Raw genomic sequence first — 24461 nt, 5'->3', positions numbered from 1 at the left:
GTCACATCCCGGGGCGACGAAAGACGCTGAGCTGCACGTCGGCGTCGACGTCCAGGCCCGCACCGACGTCGTCGTGCTCGTGGAAGGCATTGGGGCCCATCTGCACCAGGTCGGTGAGGGCGTCGGCATCCAGCTGCATGGTCCAGCGGATCCGCTGGGACCACACCGGCTCGAAGGCGCCGGACAGGGAGCGGTTCAGCTTGGCCAGCTTGTCGTCCTGGATCCCCAACAGGCCCAGTGATTCCCGAGCCTGGGCCAGGTGCCCCTCATTGGGGGTGACCACCAGCAACAACCCACCGGGGGCGGTGATCCGGGCGAACTCGGCCGGGTTGCGGGGCGCGAAGCAGCACAGCAGCACGTCGGCGACGCCGCAGCGGACCGGCAATCCGGCCCAGGTGTCGGCGACCACGGCGCCCATCCGGTCGTGCGCCTTGGCCGCCCTGCGGCAGGCGAAACCGGAGATGTCGGTGGCCAGCCCCACCGCGTCGGGCCGGGCGTCCAGCACCCCGGCCAGGTAGTGCCCGGTGCCGGCGCCTGCCTCCACCACGCGTCGCGCAGAACGCACCCGGTTGACCAGCGCGTCGACGATCGGCCGGTAGTGCCCGGCACCCAGGAAACGCGCCCGGGCGGCCACCATCTCCGCGGTGTCCGCATTGGCCGGGGCGGCACGGCCCAGCAGGTTGACATGCCCCTGCTTGGCGATGTCGTAACGGTGCCCTTGGCGGCAGGTCAGGCTGCCGCCGTCCCGGGTCAGGGGCTGGCGGCACCTGGGGCAGGCCAACAGGCCCAACACTGGATCAATGGCCACGTCAAATGGTGCGCAGCGCGCCGCCGTCGACGGCCAGCACGCTACCGGAGACGTAGCCGGCAGCATCGGAGAGCAGGAAACACGCCACCTTGCCGAACTGCTCCGGCTCACCCAGGCGACGCAGCGGGATGTTGCGCTCATCGGCGGCGCGCGCGGCGGCCGGATCGGCGGTCTGCGAGTACAGGTAGGTCAGCCGGTCCGTGGCCACCAGGCCGGGCATCAGCCCGAAGGCGCGCCCTCCGTCGGGGCCAACCTCGTCGGCCAGCTGCTTGATCAGCATGCCCAGCCCGGGCCGCAGGCCATTGCTGGGGGCCATCTGGGGCAGCGGGGCCTTGGCGGAGGTGGAGAGCACGAAGCCCATCGTCGCGGCCGGGTTGGCGCCGAAGACGGCGCGGGCAGTGCGCAGCGCGGGCAGGAAGACCGACGCGAAGGCCTGCGTCCACTGCTCGTCGGTGGTGCCCAGCACGCTGCCCTTGGGCGGCCCGCCGACACTGACCATCGCCCCGTCCACCCGGCCGAAGCGTTCCATGGCCAGGTCCACCGCACGCTGCGGGGTCTCGGCCTCGGCCAGGTCCGCGGCCAGCGTCGCGGCGCCCAGCTCACCGGCCAGATCGTCGAGCACCTCGGCGCGGCGGGCCACCAGCACCACCTTGGCGCCCTCGGCCACCAGTTCACGCGCGGTGGCCAGCCCCAGCCCGGAGCTGGCGGCGGTCACCACGAAGACCTTGTTCTCAAGACCGAGCTGCATCGCTGTCCTCCAGAGTCTCGTTGAAGCGGTCGGTGTTCTCGGGCGCGCTCCCGGCAGTGGCTGCCCGGGCGGCCTGGGCCTTGCGTTCCTTGCGGGTCTGGGCCTTCTTGCGATCCCGCAGATCCGCCCGGATCAGCACGCCCGCGCCAGCGACGGCGATTGCGGTGAAGCAGAACCACTGGATGGCATAGGACAGGTGCGGTCCCTCGGTCAGTTCCGGCGTGGTCATCGGCTTGAGGTTGCCGCTCTGGGCGGGGGTGATCTCGGTCAGACCGACGTAGCCGTCCAGCACCTCACGGTTGAGCGCCTCGCCGATCTTGGGGGCGTTGACCAGCCGCACCATCTTGTCCTGAGGGGTGATCGCCACGTCCTTGCCGTGTTCGCTGCGACGCACATAGCCAGTGACGGTGACGGTCCCCACCGGGGGAGCGGGCAGCACGGCGACCTCCTTGCCGCCCTGTTCCCGGGGGATGAAGCCCCGGTCCACCAGCAGCCAGTCACCCTCGGTGGTGCGCAGCGGGGTGATCACCTCGCTGCCCGCCTGCTTGTCCTGGTTGCGGTACATCGCCTGGATCTGGTTCTTGGCGTCGAAGGTGCCGGTGGCGGTGACCCGCTGCCACTGGTCGTTGTCGGTGATCGGGTGGGTGAAGACCTCCCGGTACGGTTTCACCGGCTGCTGCTGGTAGGCGACGATCCGGGCATTGTTCCCCCGTCGCCAGTCCAGCCGGTGCATCTGCCACTCGCCGAGCCGGATGAACAGGGCCCCGAGCAGCACGACGAAGACCACCAGCGCAATCCAACGTAGCCACAGCTTCTTCACGCCGTCGACCCTACCCGTCGTCGCCGACAACGGTGCCCTTGATCACCGGCCCGGGTGCCAGCATCGGCATGGCCACCTCGGGCTCCTCGTCGGAAGGGTTGAGATCCTGCGGATGGGTGCGGTTCTCCCGCGCATTGGCCAGGATCACCGCAATGGCCGGCAGCACGGAGGCACCGGCCAGGCAAACCCACCGCCACAGGCCGGGGACGAAGAACATCGCGACGAAGCAGACGGTGCGGATCAGCATGGTGTAGGCGTAGCGGCGCTGCCGCATCTCGATGTCGTCGCTGCGGGCAAGCCGCGCATCGGTGATCACCACCGGCTCATCGGGCGTCGCCGGTGAGGCGGCCCGATCCGCGCTGGTGTGAGTGGCCATGGAGCCACTCTACGACTCCGGGCCACGGTCGGAATCCTCCAAAGAAGCCCAGACGACATTGTTCGCCAGCACACCGGCCGAACGGGGGGACTTGGGTAGCTTGATTGGGTGAGCCAAAACAGCGTCGACTCCCAGAATTCCGACTTCATCGCCCGCAGCGTGCTGGTCACCGGCGGCAGCAAGGGCATCGGCCGTGCCATCGCCGCGGACCTGCAGCGGGCCGGTCACAAGGTGGCCGCCACCTACCGCTCCGGTGACGTGCCCGAGGGCGTGCTGGGCGTGCAGTGCGACATCACCGATCCCGAGCAGGTGGAGGCGGCGTTCACGGCCGTCGAAGAGGCCAACGGCCCCGTGGAGATCCTGGTGGCCAATGCCGGCATCACCAAGGATGGGCTGCTGATGCGGATGTCCGACGAGGACTTCGAGGCCGTGGTGGACACCAACCTGACCGGCACTTTCCGGGTGGTGAAGCGCGCCGTGCGGCCGATGATGAAGCTGAAGCACGGCCGGATCGTGCTGATCAGCTCCGTCGTGGCCCTGCTGGGCTCGGCCGGTCAGGTCAACTACGCCTCCTCCAAGGCCGCGCTGGTGGGCATGGCCCGCAGCACGGCCCGCGAGCTGGGCAGCCGCGGGATCACCTGCAATGTGGTGGCCCCCGGCTTCATCGAGACCGACATGACCGCCGTGCTCGACGAGGAGACCATCAAGCGCTACCAGGGCCAGATCCCGGTGGGCAAGCTGGGCAGCCCCGACGACGTCGCCGCCGCCGTGCGCTACCTCACCAGCGATGCCGCCGGTTACGTGACGGGCGCCGTGGTTCCCGTCGACGGCGGCCTCGGCATGGGACACTGACCCTTCCGTCCATCCACCCGTTCCACTCGTCCGGCATCGCAAAGCCAAGCACAGAAGGCAATCCATGGGAATCCTCGAAGGCAAGAACATCCTGGTCACCGGCGTGACCCACAAGACCTCGATCGCCTACCAGGTGGCCAAGATCGCGCAGGAGCAGGGCGCGACGGTCATCGTCAGCAACTTCGGGCGGGCGCTCAGCCTCACCAACCGCGTCGTCCAGGCCCTCGACCCGGTGCCGCCGGTGATCGAGCTGAATGTCACCGACGAGGAAGCCCTGGCCGCGCTGCCCGACATGCTGCGCGCCAACGGGATGGACCGGATCGACGGCGTCGTGCACTCCATCGCCTTCGCCAACCCGGAGACCGCGCTGGGCGGTGGCTTCCTGACCACCCCGTGGGAGGACGTCGCCACCTCGCTGAAGGTCTCCAGCTACTCCTTGGCGAGCCTCACCATGGCCTGCAAGCCGCTGTTCAGCGACGACGTGTCCGTCGTCGGCCTCAGCTTCGACGGTCGGATCTCCTGGCCCACCTACGACTGGATGGGCGTCGCCAAGGCCGCGTTGGAGTCCACCAGCCGTTACCTGGCCCGCTACCTGGGCCCGGAAGGCGTGCGCTGCAACATCATCGCCGCCGGCCCGCTGGACACCATCGCCAAGAAGGCGATCCCCGGCTCCAACACCTTCAACGACGTCTGGGACGAGCGCGCCCCGCTGGGTTGGGACCTGCAGGATGCCGTTCCGACCGCCAAGGGCGTCGTCGCGCTGCTCAGCGACTGGTTCCCGAAGACCACCGGCGAGATGATCCACGTCGACGGTGGCGTGCACTCGATGGGCGCCTGAGCGACATTCCCTGTTGGGCAACGGTTTACGAGTGATCTCTAGCGTCCAGATTGACCCATCCCCATCTGGAGGCAACATGAACCACCCCATCACCCGTCGCGGCGTCTTGGGCGCCACCGCAGTCGGCGCCGCGGTGGCGGCCAGCAGTACGCTCGCCGCGCCCGCTGCCCACGCCCAGAAGCCCGAGACGCTGCGTGTCCTGGCCATCAACATCTGGTTCGGCGGCACCGTGATCGAGCCCGGTCTGGAACTCGTCACCGCGGTGATTCGCCAGACGAGAGCCGATGTCGTCCTGCTCTCCGAGTCAGGCGAATCCACCGCCAAGCTTGCCGCCCAGTTGAGCACCGCGGGTGAGTCGTGGCGGTATGCCGAGAGTTCCGACACCGGGGTGCTCTCCCGTTACCCGATCTTGGAAACCGGCCAGCTTCCGTTCATCACCAAGGCCGTGATTGATATCCGAGGGCGTCAGGTTGCCTGCTACGCAGCCCACTTCGAGTACCGCTGGTACGCCACCTACCTTCCGCGTGGCTACGGTGGCGGCTCAGCCAGCGGGCCCTTCGAGGAGTACGGATGGGGCCAGATCCCCACCGGTCCGGTGGATGATGTTGATGCGATCCTCGCGGACAACCTGCGTTCGGGCCGTCCTCGCGTGATCGACACCTTCCTGACCGATGCGGCCGACGAGCGAAGCAAGGGACGCTCCGTGCTGCTGGGTGGCGACTTCAATGAGCCCAGCGTCTTGGACTGGACCGCGGCCACCAAGGATCTGTACGACCACCATGGGTTGGTCATCCCGTGGCAGTCCACCCAGAAGCTGGCCGAGGCGGGTTTCATCGACGCTTATCGCACCATCTACCCCAACCCGGTCACGCACCCGGGAATGACCTGGCCGGCCGACAATCCGCTCGCCCGCCTGGACCAGTTGGCGTGGGCGCCCAAGGCCGACGAGCGGGATCGGATTGACTACATCTTCACCTCGCCGATGCCGGGACTGAAACTGTTGGATGCGGGCATCGTCGGGCCGGCTGGTTCCATTGTCCGCAATGAGCGCAGGCCGGACGCCACCGACGACGTCCTCAGCAGCCCGACGCCGTGGCCAACGGACCACAAGGCCGTGCTGGCGAGCTACCGGCTGACCGGCCCGAAGGCCAAGCGGCGCTGACCGCTCACACCTCCAGCACCCACTCGGGCCAAGAGGTGGCGGCACTGATCGCATCCAGGGCGGCATCTGCGAGTTCTCGCAGGTGCCGCTCTCGCGTCAGGACGGCGTGCGAGTGCAGCACCTCGTGCTGGCTTGCCAGGGCGGCGTCGACGGCCAGCAGCACCAGCCAGGCCCGATCGAGCAGGGTCTGGGAACGCGACGGGTAGCCCTCGCCCAGCACCGGGGCGTGCACCTCGCCCGGGCGGGCACCGACGGCCAGATCCAGCTCCGAGAGCACGCTCGCGGCCTGCGCCACCGTGCGGGAGAACTGCCGGGCGCACTCCCGCGGATCAGGCGGGGGCAGCGGCCGATCGGCCCGGGCCAGTCGCCACTGCACTCCACCACCGACCCGTTCCCCGAGCCAGGCCAGCGTCCCGTCGTGGGTGAGCACCACCGACTCGCACTCCAGCGCGGCCCGGGTGAAGTCCGCCGGCCCACGCAATCCGGCGGGGCGTCCCGGGCGGGGCAGCAGCAGGGCCCAGACCGGCGTCGCACCCTCCGTTGGGTTGGGAGACCCCAGGCGGCCGTGCTCCAACCGGGCCAGTGCCAGCCGGAGCGGGACAGCCCGCAAGGGGTCCAGCCCCAACAGGCCGTCGGGATCGACGACGTGGTGCGGCGTGCCGTCGCCACGCACCACCTGTTCCGCGTCGGGTGCATTGGTCCGGCCGCTGGCTAGGCGATTGAGGGTGGTGGCCAGGCGAAGGCTGACGTCGAGCATGATGTGAGGATAACGAGGGCGTCGGGCTTGGGCATGCCCCGCGACTCGGATAGGTTTCAGCCATGGCAAGTGTCGTGGATCTGTCCGGGGTTGGCGTTCGACGCGGAACGAAGTGGTTGCTGGACGACGTCACATGGGACGTCGAGGAGGGCGACCGCTGGGTGATCGTCGGGCCCAATGGCGCTGGCAAGACCACCCTGATGAACATCCTGGCCTGCCAGATGCACCCCACCACCGGCGTCGCCGGCATCCTGGGTGAGGTGTTGGGCACCGTCGACGTCTTCGAGCTGCGTCCCCGGATCGGCGTCACCTCGTCGGCCGTCGCGGATCGGATCCCGAAGAGCGAGACGGTCAGTGACATCGTGGTCTCCGCCTCCTACGCCGTGATGGGCCGCTGGCGGGAACACTACGACTCGATGGATCACGAGCGGGCCAAGGAACTGATGGCCCAGATGCACGTCGACCACTTGGCGGATCGCACCTTCGGCACCCTCAGTGAGGGGGAGCGCAAGCGGGTGCTGATTGCCCGCGCCCTGATGACCGACCCGGAGCTGCTGCTGCTGGACGAGCCGGCCGCCGGGCTGGACATCGGCGGGCGGGAGGAGCTGGTTGCCAGCCTGAGCGAGCTGTGTGACGACCTGTACGCGCCCGCCACCGTGCTGGTCACCCACCACGTCGAGGAGATTCCCGACGGGATCACCCACGCCCTGCTGCTGAAGGAGGGCAAGATCGTGGCCGCTGGCCCGGCGCACCTGGTGCTGACCTCACAGAACCTCAGCGAGACTTTCGACCTGCCCCTGCAACTGGACCGGATCGACGGTCGCCTGACCGCGCGTGCCATCCGAGCCCGCCGGGCGACCACCGAATAGAGGAGCGCAGATGATTCCGCAGGAAGGCGAGTTCGTCCACTGGGTGGGCGACAACCTGTGGGCCTTGTGGGGCGCCATCGCCCTGGTCCTGGCCAGCGCCGAGATGCTCACCCTGGACCTCACGCTGCTGATGCTCGCCTCGGGCGCCCTTGTCGGCGGAGTGGTCTCCTTCTTCCTCCCGACGATGGTCTGGCTGCAGGTGGTCGTCGCCCTGGCCGTCGCCGCCGCCATGCTCGGCTTCCTGCGCCCCACCCTGCTGCGTCGGGTGCGCAATGCCCCCGGCTACCGCTCCAGCCTGAGCAAGCTGGTGGGCTCCGAGGGTCTGGCCACCGCCGCCATCACCCGCAGCGGCGGCGAGGTGAAGGTCAACGGCGAGATCTGGACTGCGCGCAGCTTGAATGCAGACCTCCAGATCGGGGTCGGCGACCTCGTCGAGGTGTATGAAGTGGACGGGACGACGCTGGTGGTCTACCCCGTGGAACGGGAACTGGGCACGCAGCGTCGAATGCTCGAGAACTGATCAACACCCCTTGCCGGGAGGAAATCCCGGTTTCCCCTTGAGGAGGATTGATGGAAATCGGAATGATCCTGATGATCTTGCTGATCGTCTTCGTGGTCATCGCGCTGCAGCAGTCGCTGCGGATCATCAAGCAGCAGCAGATCGCGGTGGTGGAGCGGCTGGGCAAGTTCCGCCGGACGCTGGAACCGGGTCCGCACCTGCTGGTGCCGTTGGTTGACCGGGTGCGTTACACGATGGACATGCGCGAGGAGGTGCAGGCCTTCCCGCCGCAGGGCGTGATCACCGAAGAGAACCTGATGGTGAACATCGACTCGGTGATCTACTTCCAGATCGTCGATCCGGTCCGCGCCGCCTACGAGGCGCAGAACTACCGTGGCGCCATCGAGCAGCTGACCATGACCACGCTGCGCAACATCATCGGCGGCATGGATCTGGAGCGTGCGCTGACCTCCCGCGAGGAGATCAACCAGAAGCTGCGCGCCGTGCTGGACGAGGCCACCGGCAAGTGGGGCATCAAGGTGAACCGCGTCGAGCTGCGCGCCATCGAGCCGCCGGCCACCATTCGCGACGCGATGGAGAAGGGCGCCCGGGCCGAGCGCGACAAGCGGGCCCAGATCCTGCTGGCCGAGGGCCAGCGGCAGTCGCAGATTCTCTCCGCCGGCGGTGAGCGGGAATCCGCGATCCTGCGTGCCCAGGGCGATCGGGAGGCCGCGGTGCTGCGCGCCCAGGCCGACCGGCAGGCGCAGATGCTGCGCGCCGAAGGCGAGGCCCAGGCCATCACCACCGTCTTCAACGCCATCCACGCCGGCGAGCCCGACCAGGGCCTGCTGGCATACCAGTACATGCAGATGCTGCCCGCGCTGGCCCGCGGCGACTCCAACAAGGTGTGGATCGTGCCGAGCGAGCTGAACGACGCCCTCAAGGGGCTTGGTTCGGCGGTCGGCGGCACCGAATTGGCCGAGAAGCTGCAGGGTTTCAACCCCGTCGACAAGACCAAGTTCTCCGCGCCGGAGAAGGTGGACGTGATGGCCGAGATCCAGGCCCAGACGGACCAGGAGCGCGCCCAGAGCGACAAGACGGTGCAGTCGGTGATCGAGGAGGCGGAGAAGCTCTCCAATCCCGCGATCAAGCCGCGCAAGCAGAGCGCACCGCTGGATCCCTCCGCGGGTGCGGCACAGATCGGCGGCTCCACCGCGGCACCCGGGATTGGTCAGGGTCAGTCCGACGCCGTCGCCCCGGCCGACCAGCCGCAGCCGATGCAGGTTCCCGGCCAGTACCAGGACGGCAATGGCCAGGCCCCGGCTGGGCCGAGCTACCAGACCGGTTGGGAGCCCCCGCAGCAGGGCCAGTGACCAGCTGACAACCTGAAGCGTGCCCCGGTGGATGATTCCACCGGGGCACGTTGCGTTGATCTCAGTCTTCCTCGTCGTCGTGCTTGGTCACCTTGGGTGCCTGGCTGGGCTTGATCTTCACCCAGCCGCCACCGGGGATCGAGGTCGCGCCGACGGTCGGCGGCTTGACCGCGGGAGTCCGCTCGGGGCTGTTGGGCTGCGGCGGCGCTCCCGGCGCGACGGGCCGGACGGCGGCGCCGAGCGCCTTCTCCAGCGCCTGGGCGATAGGGGAGCCAGCCGACGGCTTGTGCTTTCGGATCTCTGCCATGCGCCCAGCCTAGGCGTCGACGAGTGGCTCGTCGGGCACCTGCCGGGCGTAACGGCCGGCCATGGCGCTGCAGGCCATCAGCTGAACCTGGTGGAAGACCATCAGCGGGAGCACCATCAGACCCACGTCGGGGATGTTGGCGAACAACACGGTGGCCATCGGTACGCCCGTCGCCAGCGACTTCTTGGTGCCGCAGAATTGGATGGCGATGGCGTCGGCCCGGTTGAAGCCCAGCAGGCGCGCGACGTGCCAGGTCAGCCACAGCATGAAGGCCAGCAGCACCAGACAGACCACCACGAGTTTGACGATGTCCAGCACGTGCACCTTGGTCCACATGTGGTCCCGCATGCCAGCGCTGAAGGCGGAGTAGACCACGAGCACGATCGAGCCCTGGTCCACCAGCTTCAACTTCTTGTGCCGCTTCACGAAGGCGGCGGTCCAGCGACGCGAGAGCTGGCCCAGCGCGAAGGGCACCAACAGTTGCACGACGATGTCCAGCACCGAGCTGGCGTCGATCTTCAACCCGCCGGTGGTGCTCATCAGCAGCAGCGCCAGCAGGGGAGTGACCACCACCCCGATCAGGTTGGAGAAGGAGGCGCTGACGATGGCGCCGGCCACATTGCCGCGGGCGATGGAGGTGAAGTTGATGCTGGACTGCACCGTTGACGGCACCAGACAGAGCCAGAGCATCCCGCGGTAGAGCTCCTCGCTGAGCAGGCCCGGCACCAACAGCCGCATCGCCAGGCCGATCACCGGGAAGAGCAGGTAGGTGAAGGTCAGGATCACCGAGTGCAGCCGCCAGTGCTTGAGCCCCTGCAGCGCCTCGTGCGGGCTGAGCCGGGCGCCGTAGAGGAAGAACAGAATGGCGATCATGATCTTGCTGGCCCAGCTGACGACGGGCACCAGACCGCCAGTGGCCGGGAAGATGCTGGCCACGACGGCGGCCGCGATGATGGCCAGCAGGAAGTAGTCGAGTCTGGGAAGGCGCACAGTCATGATGCGGCACAGCCTAACCGTCGTCGCCGACGCGCTTGGGGTGGCCCAGCTGGACATGGATGCCGAGTGCGCCGAGCGCGGCGTTCCAGCCCCTCAACGCGGAGGCGAGGGATCCTTCGCACGTCGCTGGCGGCTACGGTGGCCCACCGAGAAACCCGGCCTGACTAGAATCCTGCGGTGGCCACCTTCGTCGAGATCACCGACCCTGTCGACCCGCGGCTGCGGGACTACGTCGCGCTGCGGGAGACCTCGCTGCGGCACTCGATGGAGGCCGCCGAGGGGCTCTTCATCGCCGAGGGCGCCAAGGTGATTCGACGCGCCATCGAGGGCGGTTACCGGCCGCGCTCCTTCCTGCTCACCCAGCGCTGGGCCGACGAACTGCGCGACGTGCTGGATGGCTGTGACGCGGATGTCTACATCGTCGACTTCGCGCTGGCCGAACAGGTCACCGGCTTCCACGTGCACCGCGGCGCCCTGGCCTCGATCGAACGCCAGACTCGGCACCGGGTGGACGACCTGCTGGACGCCCGACGTCTTGTGGTGGTGGAGGACATCGTCGACCACACCAACATCGGCGCGATCCTGCGCTCCGCCGCCGGCCTCGGCTGGGACGGCGTGCTGCTCGCGCCCCGGGCCGCCGATCCGCTCTACCGGCGCTCGGTGAAGACCTCGATGGGCGCGGTCTTCAGCCTCCCGTGGGCGCGGATGCAGGACTGGGAGCATGACCTGGAGCGGCTCAAGCGGGCCGGCTTCACCATCGTCGCCCTGGCCCTGCGGGATGACTCGATCAGCCTGGACCAGCTGGCGGCCCGGGTGGCGCCGGGGGAGAGGCTCGCGGTGCTGATGGGCACCGAGGGTGCCGGGCTGAGTGAGCGCTGGCTGGCCCAGGCCGACGCCGTCGTGCGGATCCCGATGGGCCACGGCGTCGACTCGCTCAACGTCGCCGCCGCGACCGCCGTCGTCTGTTACGTCCTGCGCCCCTGAGCTGCCCGATCGCCCACCAGATCTCGCCATGGTCAGGTACTTGACAATATCTAGTATCTGACATGAGCATTGAGTCATGGAACACGATCCGCAGATGTTGAAGGGGGTGCTCGCGCCCCTGCTGCTCCTCCTGCTGGACCGGCGGACCGACTACGGCTATGCGGTGGTCACCCGGCTGCGGGAGGCAGGGTTTGACGACCTGGGCGAGGCGACGGTCTACCCGGCGCTGACCCGGCTGGAGAAGGCGGGAATGCTCGCCTCCGAGCTGCGCCCCTCGGCGACCGGCCCGGCGCGCAAGTACTACACCACCACTCCCGCCGGACGCGCGGAGTGCCACCGACTGCTCGGCGCCTGGCGAGAACTCGCCACCGCCGTCGAGGTGATCGTCAAGGAGGAGAGATGAGTATCCGTTCCGAGTGGCTCGACACTCGCTATGACTTCTGGCTGGACTTCTACGGCGCCCCGTGGAAGGCCCGTCGCCAGCTCCGTAGGGAACTCAAGGCCAACCTGGCCGAGGCCAGCGCGGAGGTGGGCTGGGAGCGAGCCCGCGACGGACTGGGGAGCATCCGGCTGCTGGCCAAGCAGAGCGCCGATGCGGTGCGCGACCCGCGTCGCCCGGCCTGGAATTCCGGAGCCGTTGCGGCGATGCTGGCCTTCGCGCTGATCTGCCTGCTGTCGCTGTTTGCCAGCGCCGCATTCATCGACGGGGCGATGGCGGCCGGTCTGAACGGGCGAACCGTCTCTGACCGGATCACCCTGCTGCCGGGTGTGGAGGCGACAGCGATGGACCGCGACGACAACTTCCAGCTGCAGACCCGGATCAGCCCATGGTTGCTCTTCGGGCTGCCGGCCGTGTGCTTCCTGCTGGCGTCGCGGATCTGGCGGATGTTCGGCCGTCGCTGATCCGGGTGGCGTGCTCAGCGACGACGGGTGGTGCGCCGCCGCTTGGGGGAATCATCCCCATTGGCCCAGGCGTCGTAGCTGAACTGCCCGGCGGAGGCGATCGACAGGCTGATCAGCCCGGCGATCAGGGCGGCGCTGTATTCCCAACCGCCCTTGCCAACCAGCAAGCCGTTGTGGCGGTGGATGAACCAGATGGCGCCGGCCATCTCCAGGCTCAGCAGGACGCACACCACCCAGGTGTAGGCGCCCAGCACCAGGCAGGCGCCGCCGATCACCTCCAGCGCTCCCACCAGGGGTGCGGAGATCCCCGGGTACGGGATGCCCCAGGTGGTGAACTGCTTGATGGTCGCCTGGATGGTCGGGTCGGTGAATTTGCTCCAACCGTGGGTGAAGAAGATTACGCCCAGCGCGACGCGGCAGGCGAGCAGCAGGATCGCGCGCAGGGGGTTCTCGGTGTAGGGCGTCTGGGTCGGGTGCATCAGGCGTCGTCCCGGCGTCCCTTGGGGGTGATGGGCCAGTCGTCGGGGTAGAGGTGCTTGAGTTGCTCGTGCTGTTCGTCCAGCTTGCGGCGCGATCGCGCGCTGAGCCGATCGCCGAAGACGGTGCCGCCCAGGTGATCGGTCTCGTGCTGCAGGCAACGGGCCAACAGGCCGGTGCCCACCACGGTCTGCTCATTGCCGAAGGCATCCTGGCCGGTGCAGGTGGCCTTGTCGGGCCGCGCCAGGGGCTGGTAGCCGCCCGGCCAGCTCAGGCACCCCTCCTCGCTGGCGTCCAGATTGCGCTCCTTGCCCGTCGGCAACGTGACGACGGGATTGCAGAAGACACCCACCTGCTCCCGCAGGTCCTCGTCGGGGCAGCGGTAGACGAACAGGGCCAGGTCGACGCCCACCTGGGTGGCCGCCAGGCCAACGCCCTGCGAGGCCTCCATGGTGGCGAACATGTCGCGGATCAGCTCGTGCAGCTCGTCGTCGAAGTTGGTGACGGGGCGCGTGGGGGCGTGCATCACCGGCTCACCCCAGCGGGTGATCCGCCGCAGCGTACCTCCGGTGGTGAGCTCCTCGAGACTCTTCGCGCCCATGTCCTGCCTTCCTTGCGATGGTGAACCTTCGGGGCACAACCTATCGCGTCGCGCCCGTCTGGCCGTCATCGACGGAGCCGAAGAGCAGGCTTGCCGGGCGCCGCACCTGGAGCTGCCCGACCTGCTCGAAGCCGTCGCCTCGGTGGGCCAGCATGCTGACCTCGTCGGACTCCTGATTGGCGACGAAGAGCAGCCCGCCGTGTTCGGCAAGGTCTCGCGGGCTGCGGCCGCCACAGGGTGACTCGCTGACCAGCGCCAGCGTGCCGTCGTCACCCCAGCGCACCAGCGCGATGGTGTCGGTGCCGCGATTGGCCAGCACCAGGTCATGGCCGAACCAGCGCAGCCCCGACGGTTGGGACGCGCCCGGCGTGTGGGTGGCCAGCACGTTGTGCCCCACCCACCAGCCATTGGCCCAGTCGGTGCCCTCGTGCCGGAGCCCGATCACCTGCCCGTTCAACTCACCGGCGACGGCAACCTGCTGCTCGCTCGGCGCGGTCTGCCGCAGTACCAGGTGGCGCGGGCCGGTGCCGGGCGGCAGGTTCACCGCCGTCAGCTCCTCCAGTTCGGCGCCCCCACCGGTGGCGCGCACCCGGACGACGCGCAACTGGTCGGCGCCCAGATCGCAGACCAGCAGGTGGTCGTCGTCCAGCCAGGTCACCTGATGGGCATGCGACGAATCCTGCCGCCCCGCCACCGGACCGTTGCCCTCGAAGGCCAGCACCGCCAGCGGCTCATCCAGCGACGCACTGCCGGGCGTCACGAACAGGCTGACCGAGCCCGAGCCGTAGTTGGCCACCGCGATCCACGCCCCGTCGGGGGAGACCGCCAGGTGGCAGGGATCTGCGCCCTGGGTGGGGGCGCTGCTGGCCACCCGCCACTGCTCGCCGTCGTGCCGCAGCACCGCCAGCCGCCCGGGGACCCACTCGCTGACCGCCAGCACCAGGCCATCGTGGTGCACCAGCCAGCTGGCGTTGGGCAGCTCGACGCCGGGGCCGGAGACAGTGGGGCCGCTCGGGGTCAGGTGGGTGGGCAGGATTCCGTCGGTGCCGGACTCATCGGTGTAGCACCCGATCAGCAAGTGGACGTGCGGCTGCGCGTTTTCGCTCATGCGTGAAATCTAGACTTGCGGCATGCCAGCAGCCAGCTCTTCGCCCGAGGATTCCGCTCCCCAGCTCACGCTGAGCGCGGAATCGCGTTCCGTGCTGGACGAGTTCACCGTCTGGCTGAGCCAGGAACGCGGCAACTCGACCCATACCGTGCGCGCCTATCGTGGCGATGTCACGGCGCTGCTGACCCACCTGCTCGCCCGGGGGATCCCCGGGGTGGCCGGGGTGGAATTGCGTGACCTGCGCGGCTGGCTGGCGGCGATGCAGGCCGACGGTGCCAGCCCGGCGACACTTCAGCGACGCAGCGGCGTGGCGCGGGTCTTCTTCGCCTGGGCCGCCCGGGAGGGTCTGGTCGCCAGCGACCCGGCGGCCGGCCTGAAGTCGCCACGGGTGCCCCGGCGGCTGCCGCTCGACCTGGCCAGGGCCGATGTGGACGAGCTCTTTGCCGCGGCCACCGCCCGGGCCGCGGAGGGCGATGGGCCGCTGCCCATCCGCGACGTCGCCATCCTGGAGGTGCTCTACGGCTGCGGGATCCGGGTCAGTGAATTGTGCGGGCTGGATCTGGCGGATCTGGACTTCGCCCGTCGCACCGCCCGGGTGCTGGGCAAGGGCAACAAGGAACGCACCGTCCCGCTGGGCGAGCCCGCCATCGCCGCGGTGGAGCGTTGGCTGCGGGCCCGCGGCCAGCTGCAGGGTGGGGTCACGACCAATGCGCTCTTCTTGGGGGCTCGTGGCGACCGGATCGATCCCCGGGTGGCCCGACGGGTGGTGCACCACGCGCTGGAGGCGGTGCCCCAGGCGCCGGATCTGGGCCCACACGGCCTGCGGCACGCGATGGCCACCCACCTGCTGGAGGGGGGCGCCGATCTGCGCAGCGTGCAGGAGATGCTGGGGCACGCCTCACTGGCCACCACCCAGATCTACACCCATGTCAGCAATGAGCGCCTGCGGGCCGCCTTCAACCAGGCCCACCCGCGCGCCTGAGTTGTGCGCCCCAAGTGCCAGCTCGGGTCAGATCAGATGCGGGGCGAGCTTCCGGGCGACCAACAGATCAGGTTTGGTGGGCGCCCACAGGCCACCCTCTGCCAGACCGGTGCGAGCCCGACAAATGAGGAAGGCGGCTGGCCTGCCCGAGAGTTTCCCCCCGGTGGGCTGGCTGCCGCCTTCGTGTCAAATTCTAGTCGATAGCTCCACAGAAGGCCACGGCGCGAGTCTTGTCGAGGACGTTCAGCCGCCTGATCCGCTTCTGTCCTTGCAAACGCCGTACGCACTGTGCGACGGCCAAAGCGTCGGGGAGGCCGCACCGTTGTAGGTCGATCACCACTCTGGGCGACTGGTGCTGAGCTCGCTTGAACTGGCTGGCGATCGTGCTCCTGAGCGAGGAGTCGGTGGGTGACTTGAACTCCCACACCTCGCCGTTGATCTTCACGTCTGGGCTCCTGCGGCCCTCTTCATGAACCAGTGGAAGGAAGAAGACACCAACACAGTGGGCCGCGAGAGCCTCAGCCGTGGCGCGTTCATGAGGCGCGATGACCAGGCCCGGCGGTACTAGAACGGAACCGCTCTGCTGGGGAACGTGTTTGCACAATTCTCACCGCACCCACCCGGCCGGGTTGGTGAGGCCGCCATTGGCCCAGACCATGAAGTGCAGGTGGCAGCCCGTCGAGTAGCCGGTGCTGCCCACCTGGCCCACGGACTGGTTCTGGGCCACGGTCTGCCCGGTGGTCACGGCGATGGAACTGAGGTGGTTGTAGGAGGTGCGCACCGATCTCCCGCCGATGCTGCCATGCTCCACGATCACCCGGTTGCCGTAGGCGACGTTGAACTCGGTCAGCACCACCCGCCCCGCTGCCGCCGACCGCACCGGGGTGCCACAGGGGGCGCCGAAGTCCATCCCGTCGTGCAGCTTCCAGACGTGCAGCACCGGGTGGAAGCGTTGCCCAAAGGGCGAGGTGACCGGGCCCGACGCCGGCCGGACCAGCCCGCCGGATGCCGCCGGCAGCGGGGGTGACGTGAGGGTCTGCAGCAAAGCTCCGGTGGCGGCCGGGGGAGGCGCCGCCACTCGCGCATCTTCGGGCAACAGCCGCACCCCGGTGGTGGCCAGGTAGCGCATCGGGTCCAGGTACTGCTCGCCCAGTTTCAGCCCCCAGTGCAGGCAGCCGTCGGGGCATTCCGTGCCGGCCATCACGTAGCCGATCACGTCGCCGGCCCGCACCCGCTGGCCGACCGTCACCGTCGCGTGTACCGGCTCGTGCGTCGTGCGGTAGCCACCGGCATGGGTGAGTGAGAGCACCTCCCGGTCCACCACCCGCCCGACGAAGGCGACGACACCGTCCGCAGAGGCCAGCACGGCCTCGCCGGGGCGCGCCGCCAGGTCGACCCCGCGATGCCCCCGGCCCCACTTCTGCTTCGGCCCATCGAAGGCCCTGCCCACCTCGCCCTCCACGGGGCGCAGCAGGGGCGGGGGAGGTGCGGGCGCGGCGATGGCCGCGGGGGCGCTCAGCCGCACCGGGTCCGGGTGGGTCCACAGCCCCAGAACCAGCAGCACGAGCAGCAACAAGCGCAGGCCTCGGTTCACGGATTCCGTCATGCCCAGAGTGTGTGCAAAACGCGTCCGTTCGCGTCAGGCCATCCGGGGCCTGTGGACAATTCTTCCGGAGCCTCCAACCTGTGGACAACTCCGCCCGGGAGGGGCCGCAACAGGGCCGGATCAGCCGGTTTGGTTGCCGGATGCCGGAGCCCATAGAATGCAGGCGCAGCTCGAACCGATTCGGGCTGACTTCGCATGCGCTCATCCCCCTCGGGGGTCGGGTCTCCTGCGGTCCCGTGGCAACGCGGGCGGAGGCCGGACGGCGCATCAGGTGGGCAACGAAGAGTTCGTTGCTTCTTTGGAACCGTGTGGGCGCCGTTGCGTCCACGACTGAAAGGACCGGCCATGGCCGTCGTCACCACTCGCCAGCTGCTCGAGAGCGGTGTCCACTTCGGACACCAGACCCGTCGCTGGAACCCCAAGATGAAGCGCTTCATCTTCACCGAGCGCAATGGCATCTACATCATTGACCTGCAGCAGTCGCTGACCTACATCGACAAGGCCTACGCCTTCGTCAAGGAGACCGTCGCCCGCGGCGGCCAGGTGCTCTTCGTCGGCACCAAGAAGCAGGCGCAGGAGACCATCGCCGAGCAGGCCACCCGCGTCGGCATGCCCTACGTGAACCAGCGTTGGCTGGGCGGCATGCTCACCAACTACCAGACCGTCATCAAGCGCGTGCAGCGCCTGAAGGAGCTCGAGGTCATGGACTTCGAGAACGTGGCCGCCTCCGGCCTCACCAAGAAGGAACTGCTGGGTCTCAAGCGCGAGAAGGACAAGCTGGAGAAGACCCTTGGCGGCATCCGTGACATGGCCCGCGCCCCGCAGGCCGTGTGGATCGTCGACACCAAGAAGGAGCACCTGGCCATCGACGAGGCGCGCAAGCTGCGCATCCCCGTCGTCGCCATCCTGGACACCAACTGTGATCCCGACGAGGTCGACTTCCCGATCCCGGGCAACGACGACGCGATCCGCTCCGTCTCGCTGCTGACCCGGATCATCGCCGACGCCGCCGCCGACGGCCTGTTGCAGCGTTCCGGTGGCAATGCCGCCGACGCCGACGCTCCCGCCGCCGAGCCGCTGGCCGACTGGGAGAAGGAGCTGCTGGCCGGCGACGCCAAGGCCCCCGAGGCCGAGGCCAAGACCGAGGCTCCCGCCGAGGCTGAGGCTCCCGCCGTCGAGGCTGAGGCCCCCGCCGCTGAGGCTGCCCCCGCCGTCGAGGCCGAGGCTCCCGCCGTCGACGCTGCCGAGGCCCCGGCTGAGGCTGCTGCCGCCACCGAAGCCAACTGAATCCGTCCCGCAACAACTTCCAAGAACGGAAATTGACATGGCAATCACTGCTGCCGATGTGAAGAAGCTCCGCGACGCCACCGGCGCCGGAATGATGGATGCCAAGAAGGCCCTGACCGAGGCGGAGGGCGACTTCGAGCGCGCCGTCGAGATCCTGCGGGTCACCGGCCAGGCCAAGATGGCCAAGCGTTCGGATCGCGAGGCCAGCAATGGCATCGTCGCCTCGAGCGGCAAGAGCCTGATCCAGCTGGGCTCCGAGACCGACTTCGTCGCCAAGAACGCCGAGTTCATCGCCCTTGCCGACAAGATCGTCGCCGCCGTGGCCGCCGCTGGCGCCAATGGTGTCGAGGCCGCCAATGCGGTCGCCCTGGAGGACGGCACCGTCCAGTCCGCCGTCGAGGCGCTGGCCACCAAGATCGGTGAGAAGCTCGAGCTCAAGGAAGCCGTGAGCTACGAGGGTGAGACCCACACCTACCTGCACCGCCGCTCGCAGGACCTGCCGCCGCAGGTCGGCGTGATCGTGGAGTACGAGGGTGCGGACGAGGCCCTGGTGCACTCGGTCGCCCTGCAGATCGCCTCCATGCAGCCCCAGTTCGTCAGCCGCGAGGACGTCCCCGCCGAGCTGGTCGAGAAGGAGGCCCGCATCGCCAAGGAGACCGCTCTGGAGGAGGGCAAGCCCGAGAAGATCCTGGATCGGATCGTCGAGGGTCGCCTGGGTGGCTTCTACAAGGATGTCTGCCTGGTGGAGCAGCCCGCTGTCTCCGACGACAAGAAGACCGTCGGCCAGCTGCTGGATGCTGCCGGCGTCAAGGTCACCCGCTTCGCGCGGCTGTCCGCCGGCCACTGAGCCGGTTGCCGCTCCGGCGGCGCTGACCGGTGGTTGATGGGGAGGGTTCCATCCGGAACCCTCCCCATCGTCGTGTCCGCAGCCTCCCGAGCCGACGTGGCACGCAAAGTTCAGTAGAGTGGCAGACGCTACGCCTCGGCGTGGCTGCCACAAGCCCGGTCGGGGGGACTGGGCGATCCATAAGGAGAAATACGTGAGCAAGCCCTACAAGCGAGTGCTGCTGAAGCTGTCCGGTGAGGTCTTCGGCGGTGGCAAGGTCGGCGTCGACCCGGCAGTCGTGGCCAACATCGCCCGTCAGGTGGCCGACGTCGCCAAGAGCGGCGTGGAGGTGGCGATCGTCGTGGGCGGCGGCAACTTCTTCCGCGGTGCCGAGCTCAGCCAGAACGGCATGGAACGCGAACGCGCCGACTACATGGGCATGCTGGGCACCGTGATGAATGCCATCGCCCTGCAGGACTTCTGCGAGAAGGCCGGCGTCCCCACCCGCGTCCAGAGCGCCATCACCATGACCCAGGTTGCCGAACCGTACATTCCCCGGCGCGCCGTGCGTCACCTGGAGAAGGGCCGGATCGTGATCTTCGGTGCCGGAGCGGGCATGCCCTACTTCTCCACTGACACCGTCAGCGCCCAGCGCGCGCTGGAGATCGGCTGCGAGGCGCTGTTGATGGGCAAGCAGGGCGTCGACGGCGTCTTCGACTCCGATCCCAAGACCAATCCCGACGCCAAGATGTTCGATGAGCTCAGCTACGACGACTATCTGGCCAAGGACCTGAAGGTGGCCGACGCCGCCGCCATCTCGTTGGCCCGGGACAACAACCTGAAGATGGTCTTCTTCAACCTGACCGTCGACGGCAACATCGCCAAGGCCGCCACCGGCGAGCAGATCGGCACCACCATCCACCGCTGAGCAAGTCACCCTTTCACTGAAGAAGTCCCAACACCACCTAAGGAACAATCGTGATCACCGACATCATCAAGGACGCCGAGAAGAAGATGGCCTCCGCCGTCGACTTCGCCCGCGAGGAGTTCGCTGGGATCCGCACCGGGCGCGCCCATCCCGCCATGTTCAACAAGCTGATGGCGGACTACTACGGCGCCCCGACCCCGCTGCAGCAGCTGGCCACCTTCCAGGTGCCGGAGGCCCGCACCATCCTGATCACCCCCTTCGATCGCTCCGCACTGAATGCCGTCGAGAAGGCCATTCGGGACTCCGATCTGGGCGTGAATCCGTCGAATGACGGCAACATGATCCGCTGCATCCTGCCGGCCCTGACCGAGGACCGGCGCAAGGAGTACATCAAGATGGCCAAGCACAAGGCCGAAGAGGGCCGGGTCAGCGTGCGCAATGTGCGCCGCCACGCCAACGACGCCATCAAGCGCCTGGAGAAGGACAAGGAGATCGGCGAGGACGAGGCCACTCGCGCCGAGAAGGCCCTGGACGCCTCCACCAAGAAGTTCGTCGAGCAGATCGACGAGCTGCTCAAGAGCAAGGAAGCCGAACTGCTCGAGGTCTGAGCAGCACGTCACCCATGAGCCAGGAGAAGATCGCCCCGTCCGACCTCACCCCACCGCCGAAGCCGTCCCGCGCAGGCCGAAACCTGCCGGCGGCAATCGCGGTCGGCGTGGGGTTGTTCGGTTCTGTCGTCGTCACCCTGGCCTGGTGGAACTGGGGTTTCATCCTGCTGGTGGCCATGGCGCTCAGCCTGGGCGCCATGGAGATCCACCACGCACTGGAGCGGCTGGGTGCCCGCTCGGAGATCGTGCCGATCGTGATCGGCACGGCTGCGACGGTGATCGGCTCCTACTATGCCGGTCAGCACCCGGCGCAACACATGCCGTCGAACACCCTGATCATCGGGCTGTTGGCGGTCACCACGCTGGTCTGTCTGGTGCTGCGGCTGCGGGGCGGTGCGGAGGGCTTCATCCGGGACACCTCGGCCAGCCTGTTCACCATCGCCTACATTCCGCTGCTGGGCTCCACCGTCGCGCTGATGCTGGCCGACGACAACGGCCGGCAACGGATCATCACCTTCCTGCTGTGCGTGATCGCCTCCGACACCGGCGGCTACATCGCGGGGGTGCTCTTCGGCAAGCATCCGATGGCGCCGCGGGTGAGCCCCAAGAAGACCTGGGAGGGTTTCGCTGGGTCGGTGCTGGCGGCGATGCTGTTGGGTGCCGGTTGCGCACACTGGCTGCTGCACGCGCCGTGGCCGGTGGGGGCGGTGCTCGGGCTGCTGCTGGTGGCCTTCGGCACCGCCGGTGACCTGGTGGAATCCATGATCAAGAGAGATGTGGGCATCAAGGACATGAGCTCCTTCCTGCCCGGACACGGAGGCGTGATGGACCGGCTCGACTCGCTGTTGGTGGCAGCCCCGGTGGCGTGGTTCGCCATGTTCGTGATGGTGCCCGGACTGTGAGCGCCCCCGACGGCCGCAATCACGCGGCCCCCAAGACCCTCGCCATGCCCGCCGAGCCGCTGGCCGAGCCGGGCAAGGAATTGCCGCTGGTCTTCGCCGCGCCCCGACGCGGAAAGCCGGCCAAGCACTGGATCGACCTGACCGTCGACGAACGCGTCGAGGCCGTCAAGGAGCTGGGCCTGCCCGCCTTCCGGGCGCAGCAGATCTCCAAGCACTTCTTCGAACGCTTCGAGACCGACCCGACCACCTGGAGCGACCTGCCCAGGAGTGCCCGGGACGAGGTGGCCGAGCGCTTCTTCCCCGAGCTGGTCACTCCGATGAGCGAGCAGCGCTGCGACGGGGACACCACCGTCAAGACCCTGTGGCGGCTGCACGACGGCTCCTTGGTGGAGTCGGTGCTGATGCGCTACGGCGTCAAGCGTGGCCTGCCCGACGACCAGCAAAGCCACGTCCGCTCCACCCTGTGCATCAGCTCCCAGGCGGGCTGCGGCATGGCCTGCCCCTTCTGCGCCACCGGCCAGGGCGGGCTGCAGCGCAACATGTCCACCGGCGAGATCGTCGCCCAGGTGATGAAGGCGGAGCAGGTGCTGGCGTCGGGGCAGCTGCCCGGCGGCGTCGGCCAGGTGAACAACATCGTCTTCATGGGGATGGGGGAGCCGCTGGCCAACTACAAGGCCGTGCTGGGCGCGGTGCGGGCCATCAGCGACCCGACCCCCAATGGCCTGGGGATGAGCAAGCGCGGGATCACCGTCTCCACCGTCGGTCTGGTGCCGAAGATCCAGCAACTGACCGCCGAGGGACTGCCGGTTACGCTGGCGATCAGCCTGCACGCTCCCGATGACGAGCTGCGCGACGAGCTGGTGCCGATCAACAACCGGTACAAGATCGACGAGGTACTGGACGCGGCCTGGGAGTACGCCAGGACCACCCGGCGCCGGGTCAGCATCGAATACATCATGATCAAGGACATCAATGACCAGGCCGAGCGGGCGGCGCTGCTGGCCAAGCGGCTCAAGGCCCGCGGTGACTGGGGTTGGGTGCACGTCAACCTGATTCCGTTGAATCCCACCCCGGGGTCGAAGTGGACCGCCTCACGCAAGAGTGACGAGCAGGCCTTCGTGAAGACCTTGGAGAATTGGGGAATCCCGGTCACCGTGCGCGACACCCGCGGTCAGGAGATCGACGGTGCCTGCGGCCAGCTCGCCGCAACGATGAATTGATCCGGTGACTGAAAGAGCCATTCACATGGTGGCCGATGTGTGTCAGCTTCGGAGCTCTCTGTAATGTGCAGCTGGGTGCTGCGGCATGCGGCGCCCAGTCCGGGCGTGGTTCGGCCTCCAATCTGGAGTCGTGACCGCGCCGGGCCAGCCAACCGCAGTGCACGCATTGAGCGTGCCCGGAAGAAGGAGTCCCCATGGCTGATCTGGAACTCGTCTACGAGACCGTCGTGAAGCGCAATCCCGGTGAGGTGGAATTCCATCAGGCCGTCAAGGAGGTGCTCGACAGCCTGAGCCCCGTCCTCAAGCGCAACCCCCAGTACACCGAGGCCAATGTGCTTGAGCGGATGTGCGAGCCCGAGCGGCAGATCATCTTCCGCGTCCCGTGGATGGACGACAAGGGCAAGGTGCAGATCAACCGTGGCTTCCGGGTCGAGTACAACTCGGCCCTCGGCCCGTACAAGGGTGGCCTGCGCTTCCACCCTTCCGTCTACCTGGGCATCGTGAAGTTCCTGGGCTTCGAGCAGGTCTTCAAGAACTCCCTGACCGGCATGCCCATCGGCGGCGGCAAGGGCGGCTCGGACTTCGACCCGCATGGCAAGTCCGACGCCGAGGTGATGCGCTTCTGCCAGTCCTTCATGACCGAGCTGTACCGCCACCTGGGCGAGTACACCGACGTCCCCGCCGGTGACATCGGCGTGGGTGGTCGCGAGATCGGCTACCTGTTCGGCCAGTACAAGCGCATCACCAACCGCTACGAGGCGGGCGTGCTCACCGGCAAGGGCCTCACCTGGGGCGGCTCGCTGGTGCGTACCGAGGCCACCGGTTACGGCACCGTGCTGTTCGCCAACCGGATGATGGAGCAGAAGGGTTCCAGCTTCGACGGCCAGCGCGTCACGGTCTCCGGCGGCGGCAATGTGGCGATCTACGCCATCGAGAAGGCTCAGGCGCTGGGTGCCAAGGTGCACTCCTTCAGCGACTCGTCGGGCTACGTCTACGACGCCGAGGGGATCGACCTGGAGCTGCTGAAGCAGGTCAAGGAGGTCGAGCGTGGACGCGCTGCGGACTACGTCGCTCGTCGCTCCGGTGCCGAGCTGCGTACCGAGGGGAGCGTGTGGGACATTCCCACCGACGTCGCCCTGCCCTGCGCCACCCAGAATGAGCTGCCCGGCGATTCCGCCAAGACCCTGGTGAAGAACGGCGTCAAGGTGGTGGCGGAGGGCGCCAACATGCCCACCACCCCCGAGGGCATCGAGATCTTCCGCGCCGCTGGCGTCGCCTACGCTCCCGGCAAGGCCGCCAATGCGGGTGGCGTGGCCACCTCCGCGCTGGAGATGCAGCAGAACGCGTCGCGTGACTCCTGGAGCTTCGAGTACACCGAGGAGCGGCTGGCGCAGATCATGGAGAACATCCACGACAACTGCATCAACACCGCCGAGGAGTACGGCGCCCCCGGCGACTACGTCCTGGGCGCGAACATCGCCGGCTTCGTCAAGGTTGCCGACGCGATGATCGCCATGGGTCTGGTCTGAGCCTCAGCCCAACCAACACGGCGCTGACCGCCCCAGGAAAAAAGGAGGGAAGTACCACCTTGATTGGTGGCCAGGCCGGCCGGCCAAGACCTGTT

General features: G+C 68.2%; 29 protein-coding genes. 17 read left to right on the top strand and 12 right to left on the bottom strand.

The window, feature by feature from the left end:
- Nucleotide 1: 1 nt before the first annotated feature.
- Genes AAEX57_RS03890 through AAEX57_RS03875 form a run of 4 tightly spaced genes read right to left on the bottom strand, consistent with a single transcriptional unit; the run spans nucleotide 2 to nucleotide 2752 of the window.
- On the bottom strand, nucleotides 2-808 hold the full coding sequence (locus AAEX57_RS03890) for a putative RNA methyltransferase (protein WP_342091060.1): 807 nt from the start codon (nucleotides 806-808) through the stop codon (nucleotides 2-4).
- 1 nt (nucleotide 809) lies between these two features.
- Nucleotides 810-1556 carry an SDR family oxidoreductase gene (locus tag AAEX57_RS03885; RefSeq protein WP_342091061.1) on the bottom strand — a complete coding sequence of 249 codons (747 nt, stop codon included), beginning with the start codon at nucleotides 1554-1556 and terminating at the stop codon, nucleotides 810-812.
- The gene (locus AAEX57_RS03880) at nucleotides 1540-2376 is read right to left on the bottom strand and encodes an SURF1 family cytochrome oxidase biogenesis protein (RefSeq protein WP_342091062.1); all 837 of its coding nucleotides are present in this window, start codon (nucleotides 2374-2376) and stop codon (nucleotides 1540-1542) included. Before AAEX57_RS03880 ends, AAEX57_RS03885 begins: the two co-directional genes overlap by 17 nt.
- A gap of 10 nt (nucleotides 2377-2386) precedes the next feature.
- Nucleotides 2387-2752: a DUF3099 domain-containing protein gene (locus AAEX57_RS03875; protein WP_342091063.1), complete on the bottom strand. Its 366-nt coding sequence runs from the start codon at nucleotides 2750-2752 to the stop codon at nucleotides 2387-2389.
- A gap of 108 nt (nucleotides 2753-2860) precedes the next feature.
- Here AAEX57_RS03875 and fabG point away from each other — a divergent pair, with 108 nt between their 5' ends.
- The 3 genes from fabG to AAEX57_RS03860 all read left to right on the top strand — a co-directional run bounded on the left by fabG (nucleotide 2861) and on the right by AAEX57_RS03860 (nucleotide 5604).
- Nucleotides 2861-3604 carry a 3-oxoacyl-ACP reductase FabG gene (gene fabG / locus AAEX57_RS03870; protein WP_446721077.1) on the top strand — a complete coding sequence of 248 codons (744 nt, stop codon included), beginning with the start codon at nucleotides 2861-2863 and terminating at the stop codon, nucleotides 3602-3604.
- 64 nt (nucleotides 3605-3668) lie between these two features.
- Nucleotides 3669-4442 carry an enoyl-ACP reductase FabI gene (gene fabI, locus AAEX57_RS03865; protein WP_342091064.1) on the top strand — a complete coding sequence of 258 codons (774 nt, stop codon included), beginning with the start codon at nucleotides 3669-3671 and terminating at the stop codon, nucleotides 4440-4442.
- Nucleotides 4443-4518: 76 nt separating this feature from the next.
- Nucleotides 4519-5604, top strand: a complete 1086-nt coding sequence (locus tag AAEX57_RS03860; protein ID WP_342091065.1) for an endonuclease/exonuclease/phosphatase family protein — start codon at nucleotides 4519-4521, stop codon at nucleotides 5602-5604.
- 4 nt (nucleotides 5605-5608) lie between these two features.
- Here the strand turns inward: AAEX57_RS03860 and AAEX57_RS03855 are convergent, their stop codons facing one another.
- Nucleotides 5609-6361 (bottom strand): hypothetical protein, encoded by a 753-nt coding sequence (locus AAEX57_RS03855; RefSeq protein WP_342091066.1) that lies wholly within the window; start codon nucleotides 6359-6361, stop codon nucleotides 5609-5611.
- Between the two features lie 62 nt (nucleotides 6362-6423).
- On the opposite strand from AAEX57_RS03855, the gene AAEX57_RS03850 reads away from it, so the two are divergent.
- The 3 genes from AAEX57_RS03850 to AAEX57_RS03840 all read left to right on the top strand — a co-directional run bounded on the left by AAEX57_RS03850 (nucleotide 6424) and on the right by AAEX57_RS03840 (nucleotide 9102).
- Nucleotides 6424-7230: an ABC transporter ATP-binding protein gene (locus AAEX57_RS03850; RefSeq protein WP_342091067.1), complete on the top strand. Its 807-nt coding sequence runs from the start codon at nucleotides 6424-6426 to the stop codon at nucleotides 7228-7230.
- Between the two features lie 10 nt (nucleotides 7231-7240).
- Nucleotides 7241-7750 carry an NfeD family protein gene (locus AAEX57_RS03845; RefSeq protein ID WP_342091068.1) on the top strand — a complete coding sequence of 170 codons (510 nt, stop codon included), beginning with the start codon at nucleotides 7241-7243 and terminating at the stop codon, nucleotides 7748-7750.
- Nucleotides 7751-7812: 62 nt separating this feature from the next.
- A complete protein-coding gene (locus AAEX57_RS03840; RefSeq protein ID WP_342091090.1) occupies nucleotides 7813-9102 on the top strand; it encodes an SPFH domain-containing protein in 1290 nt (429 codons plus the stop codon).
- A 61-nt stretch (nucleotides 9103-9163) separates the two neighbouring features.
- Here AAEX57_RS03840 and AAEX57_RS03835 read toward each other — a convergent pair whose 3' ends face one another.
- Both AAEX57_RS03835 and AAEX57_RS03830 read right to left on the bottom strand, forming a co-directional pair.
- A complete protein-coding gene (locus AAEX57_RS03835; RefSeq protein ID WP_342091069.1) occupies nucleotides 9164-9409 on the bottom strand; it encodes a hypothetical protein in 246 nt (81 codons plus the stop codon).
- A 9-nt stretch (nucleotides 9410-9418) separates the two neighbouring features.
- A complete protein-coding gene (locus AAEX57_RS03830) occupies nucleotides 9419-10405 on the bottom strand; it encodes a bile acid:sodium symporter family protein (protein ID WP_342091070.1) in 987 nt (328 codons plus the stop codon).
- A gap of 177 nt (nucleotides 10406-10582) precedes the next feature.
- Between AAEX57_RS03830 and AAEX57_RS03825 the strand changes: the two genes are divergently transcribed.
- The 3 genes from AAEX57_RS03825 (at nucleotide 10583) to AAEX57_RS03815 (ending at nucleotide 12292) form a co-directional block, all read left to right on the top strand.
- Nucleotides 10583-11389: a TrmH family RNA methyltransferase gene (locus AAEX57_RS03825; RefSeq protein ID WP_342091071.1), complete on the top strand. Its 807-nt coding sequence runs from the start codon at nucleotides 10583-10585 to the stop codon at nucleotides 11387-11389.
- A 76-nt stretch (nucleotides 11390-11465) separates the two neighbouring features.
- Nucleotides 11466-11792: a PadR family transcriptional regulator gene (locus AAEX57_RS03820; RefSeq protein ID WP_342091072.1), complete on the top strand. Its 327-nt coding sequence runs from the start codon at nucleotides 11466-11468 to the stop codon at nucleotides 11790-11792.
- Nucleotides 11789-12292: a hypothetical protein gene (locus AAEX57_RS03815; RefSeq protein ID WP_342091073.1), complete on the top strand. Its 504-nt coding sequence runs from the start codon at nucleotides 11789-11791 to the stop codon at nucleotides 12290-12292. Before AAEX57_RS03820 ends, AAEX57_RS03815 begins: the two co-directional genes overlap by 4 nt.
- 14 nt (nucleotides 12293-12306) lie before the next feature.
- On the opposite strand, the gene AAEX57_RS03810 is transcribed toward AAEX57_RS03815, so the two are convergent.
- The 3 genes from AAEX57_RS03810 to AAEX57_RS03800 are packed head-to-tail and all read right to left on the bottom strand — an operon-like array spanning nucleotide 12307 to nucleotide 14478.
- A complete protein-coding gene (locus tag AAEX57_RS03810) occupies nucleotides 12307-12771 on the bottom strand; it encodes a DoxX family protein (protein ID WP_342091074.1) in 465 nt (154 codons plus the stop codon).
- Entirely contained in the window at nucleotides 12771-13370 is a 600-nt protein-coding gene (def, locus tag AAEX57_RS03805) for a peptide deformylase (RefSeq protein WP_342091075.1), read from the bottom strand. Before def ends, AAEX57_RS03810 begins: the two co-directional genes overlap by 1 nt.
- 40 nt (nucleotides 13371-13410) lie before the next feature.
- Complete coding sequence (locus tag AAEX57_RS03800; protein ID WP_342091076.1) at nucleotides 13411-14478, bottom strand: lactonase family protein; 1068 nt, start codon at nucleotides 14476-14478, stop codon at nucleotides 13411-13413.
- A gap of 22 nt (nucleotides 14479-14500) precedes the next feature.
- On the opposite strand from AAEX57_RS03800, the gene AAEX57_RS03795 reads away from it, so the two are divergent.
- Nucleotides 14501-15460 carry a tyrosine recombinase XerC gene (locus tag AAEX57_RS03795; RefSeq protein ID WP_342091077.1) on the top strand — a complete coding sequence of 320 codons (960 nt, stop codon included), beginning with the start codon at nucleotides 14501-14503 and terminating at the stop codon, nucleotides 15458-15460.
- A gap of 193 nt (nucleotides 15461-15653) precedes the next feature.
- Here AAEX57_RS03795 and AAEX57_RS03790 read toward each other — a convergent pair whose 3' ends face one another.
- Nucleotides 15654-15905 carry a CdiA C-terminal domain-containing protein gene (locus AAEX57_RS03790; protein WP_342091078.1) on the bottom strand — a complete coding sequence of 84 codons (252 nt, stop codon included), beginning with the start codon at nucleotides 15903-15905 and terminating at the stop codon, nucleotides 15654-15656.
- Between the two features lie 162 nt (nucleotides 15906-16067).
- Nucleotides 16068-17066 carry a peptidoglycan DD-metalloendopeptidase family protein gene (locus tag AAEX57_RS03785; protein ID WP_342091079.1) on the bottom strand — a complete coding sequence of 333 codons (999 nt, stop codon included), beginning with the start codon at nucleotides 17064-17066 and terminating at the stop codon, nucleotides 16068-16070.
- Nucleotides 17067-17411: 345 nt separating this feature from the next.
- Between AAEX57_RS03785 and rpsB the strand changes: the two genes are divergently transcribed.
- The 7 genes from rpsB to gdhA all read left to right on the top strand — a co-directional run bounded on the left by rpsB (nucleotide 17412) and on the right by gdhA (nucleotide 24366).
- A complete protein-coding gene (gene rpsB / locus AAEX57_RS03780) occupies nucleotides 17412-18353 on the top strand; it encodes a 30S ribosomal protein S2 (RefSeq protein ID WP_342091080.1) in 942 nt (313 codons plus the stop codon).
- Between the two features lie 37 nt (nucleotides 18354-18390).
- Nucleotides 18391-19200, top strand: a complete 810-nt coding sequence (gene tsf / locus AAEX57_RS03775) for a translation elongation factor Ts (protein ID WP_342091081.1) — start codon at nucleotides 18391-18393, stop codon at nucleotides 19198-19200.
- A 193-nt stretch (nucleotides 19201-19393) separates the two neighbouring features.
- The gene (gene pyrH, locus AAEX57_RS03770) at nucleotides 19394-20107 is read left to right on the top strand and encodes a UMP kinase (RefSeq protein ID WP_342091082.1); all 714 of its coding nucleotides are present in this window, start codon (nucleotides 19394-19396) and stop codon (nucleotides 20105-20107) included.
- A 53-nt stretch (nucleotides 20108-20160) separates the two neighbouring features.
- Complete coding sequence (frr, locus tag AAEX57_RS03765) at nucleotides 20161-20715, top strand: ribosome recycling factor (protein ID WP_342091091.1); 555 nt, start codon at nucleotides 20161-20163, stop codon at nucleotides 20713-20715.
- Between the two features lie 14 nt (nucleotides 20716-20729).
- Entirely contained in the window at nucleotides 20730-21617 is an 888-nt protein-coding gene (locus tag AAEX57_RS03760) for a phosphatidate cytidylyltransferase (RefSeq protein ID WP_342091083.1), read from the top strand.
- Nucleotides 21618-21661: 44 nt separating this feature from the next.
- Complete coding sequence (gene rlmN / locus AAEX57_RS03755) at nucleotides 21662-22837, top strand: 23S rRNA (adenine(2503)-C(2))-methyltransferase RlmN (protein WP_342091092.1); 1176 nt, start codon at nucleotides 21662-21664, stop codon at nucleotides 22835-22837.
- A gap of 194 nt (nucleotides 22838-23031) precedes the next feature.
- Nucleotides 23032-24366, top strand: a complete 1335-nt coding sequence (gene gdhA / locus AAEX57_RS03750; RefSeq protein WP_342091084.1) for an NADP-specific glutamate dehydrogenase — start codon at nucleotides 23032-23034, stop codon at nucleotides 24364-24366.
- Nucleotides 24367-24461: the final 95 nt, after the last annotated feature.

The organism is Luteococcus sp. H91, from assembly GCF_038433135.1.
Classification (GTDB): domain Bacteria; phylum Actinomycetota; class Actinomycetes; order Propionibacteriales; family Propionibacteriaceae; genus Luteococcus.
Note: the sequence above shows the minus strand (reverse complement) of the source record. Positions and strands in the feature narration are given on the sequence as shown.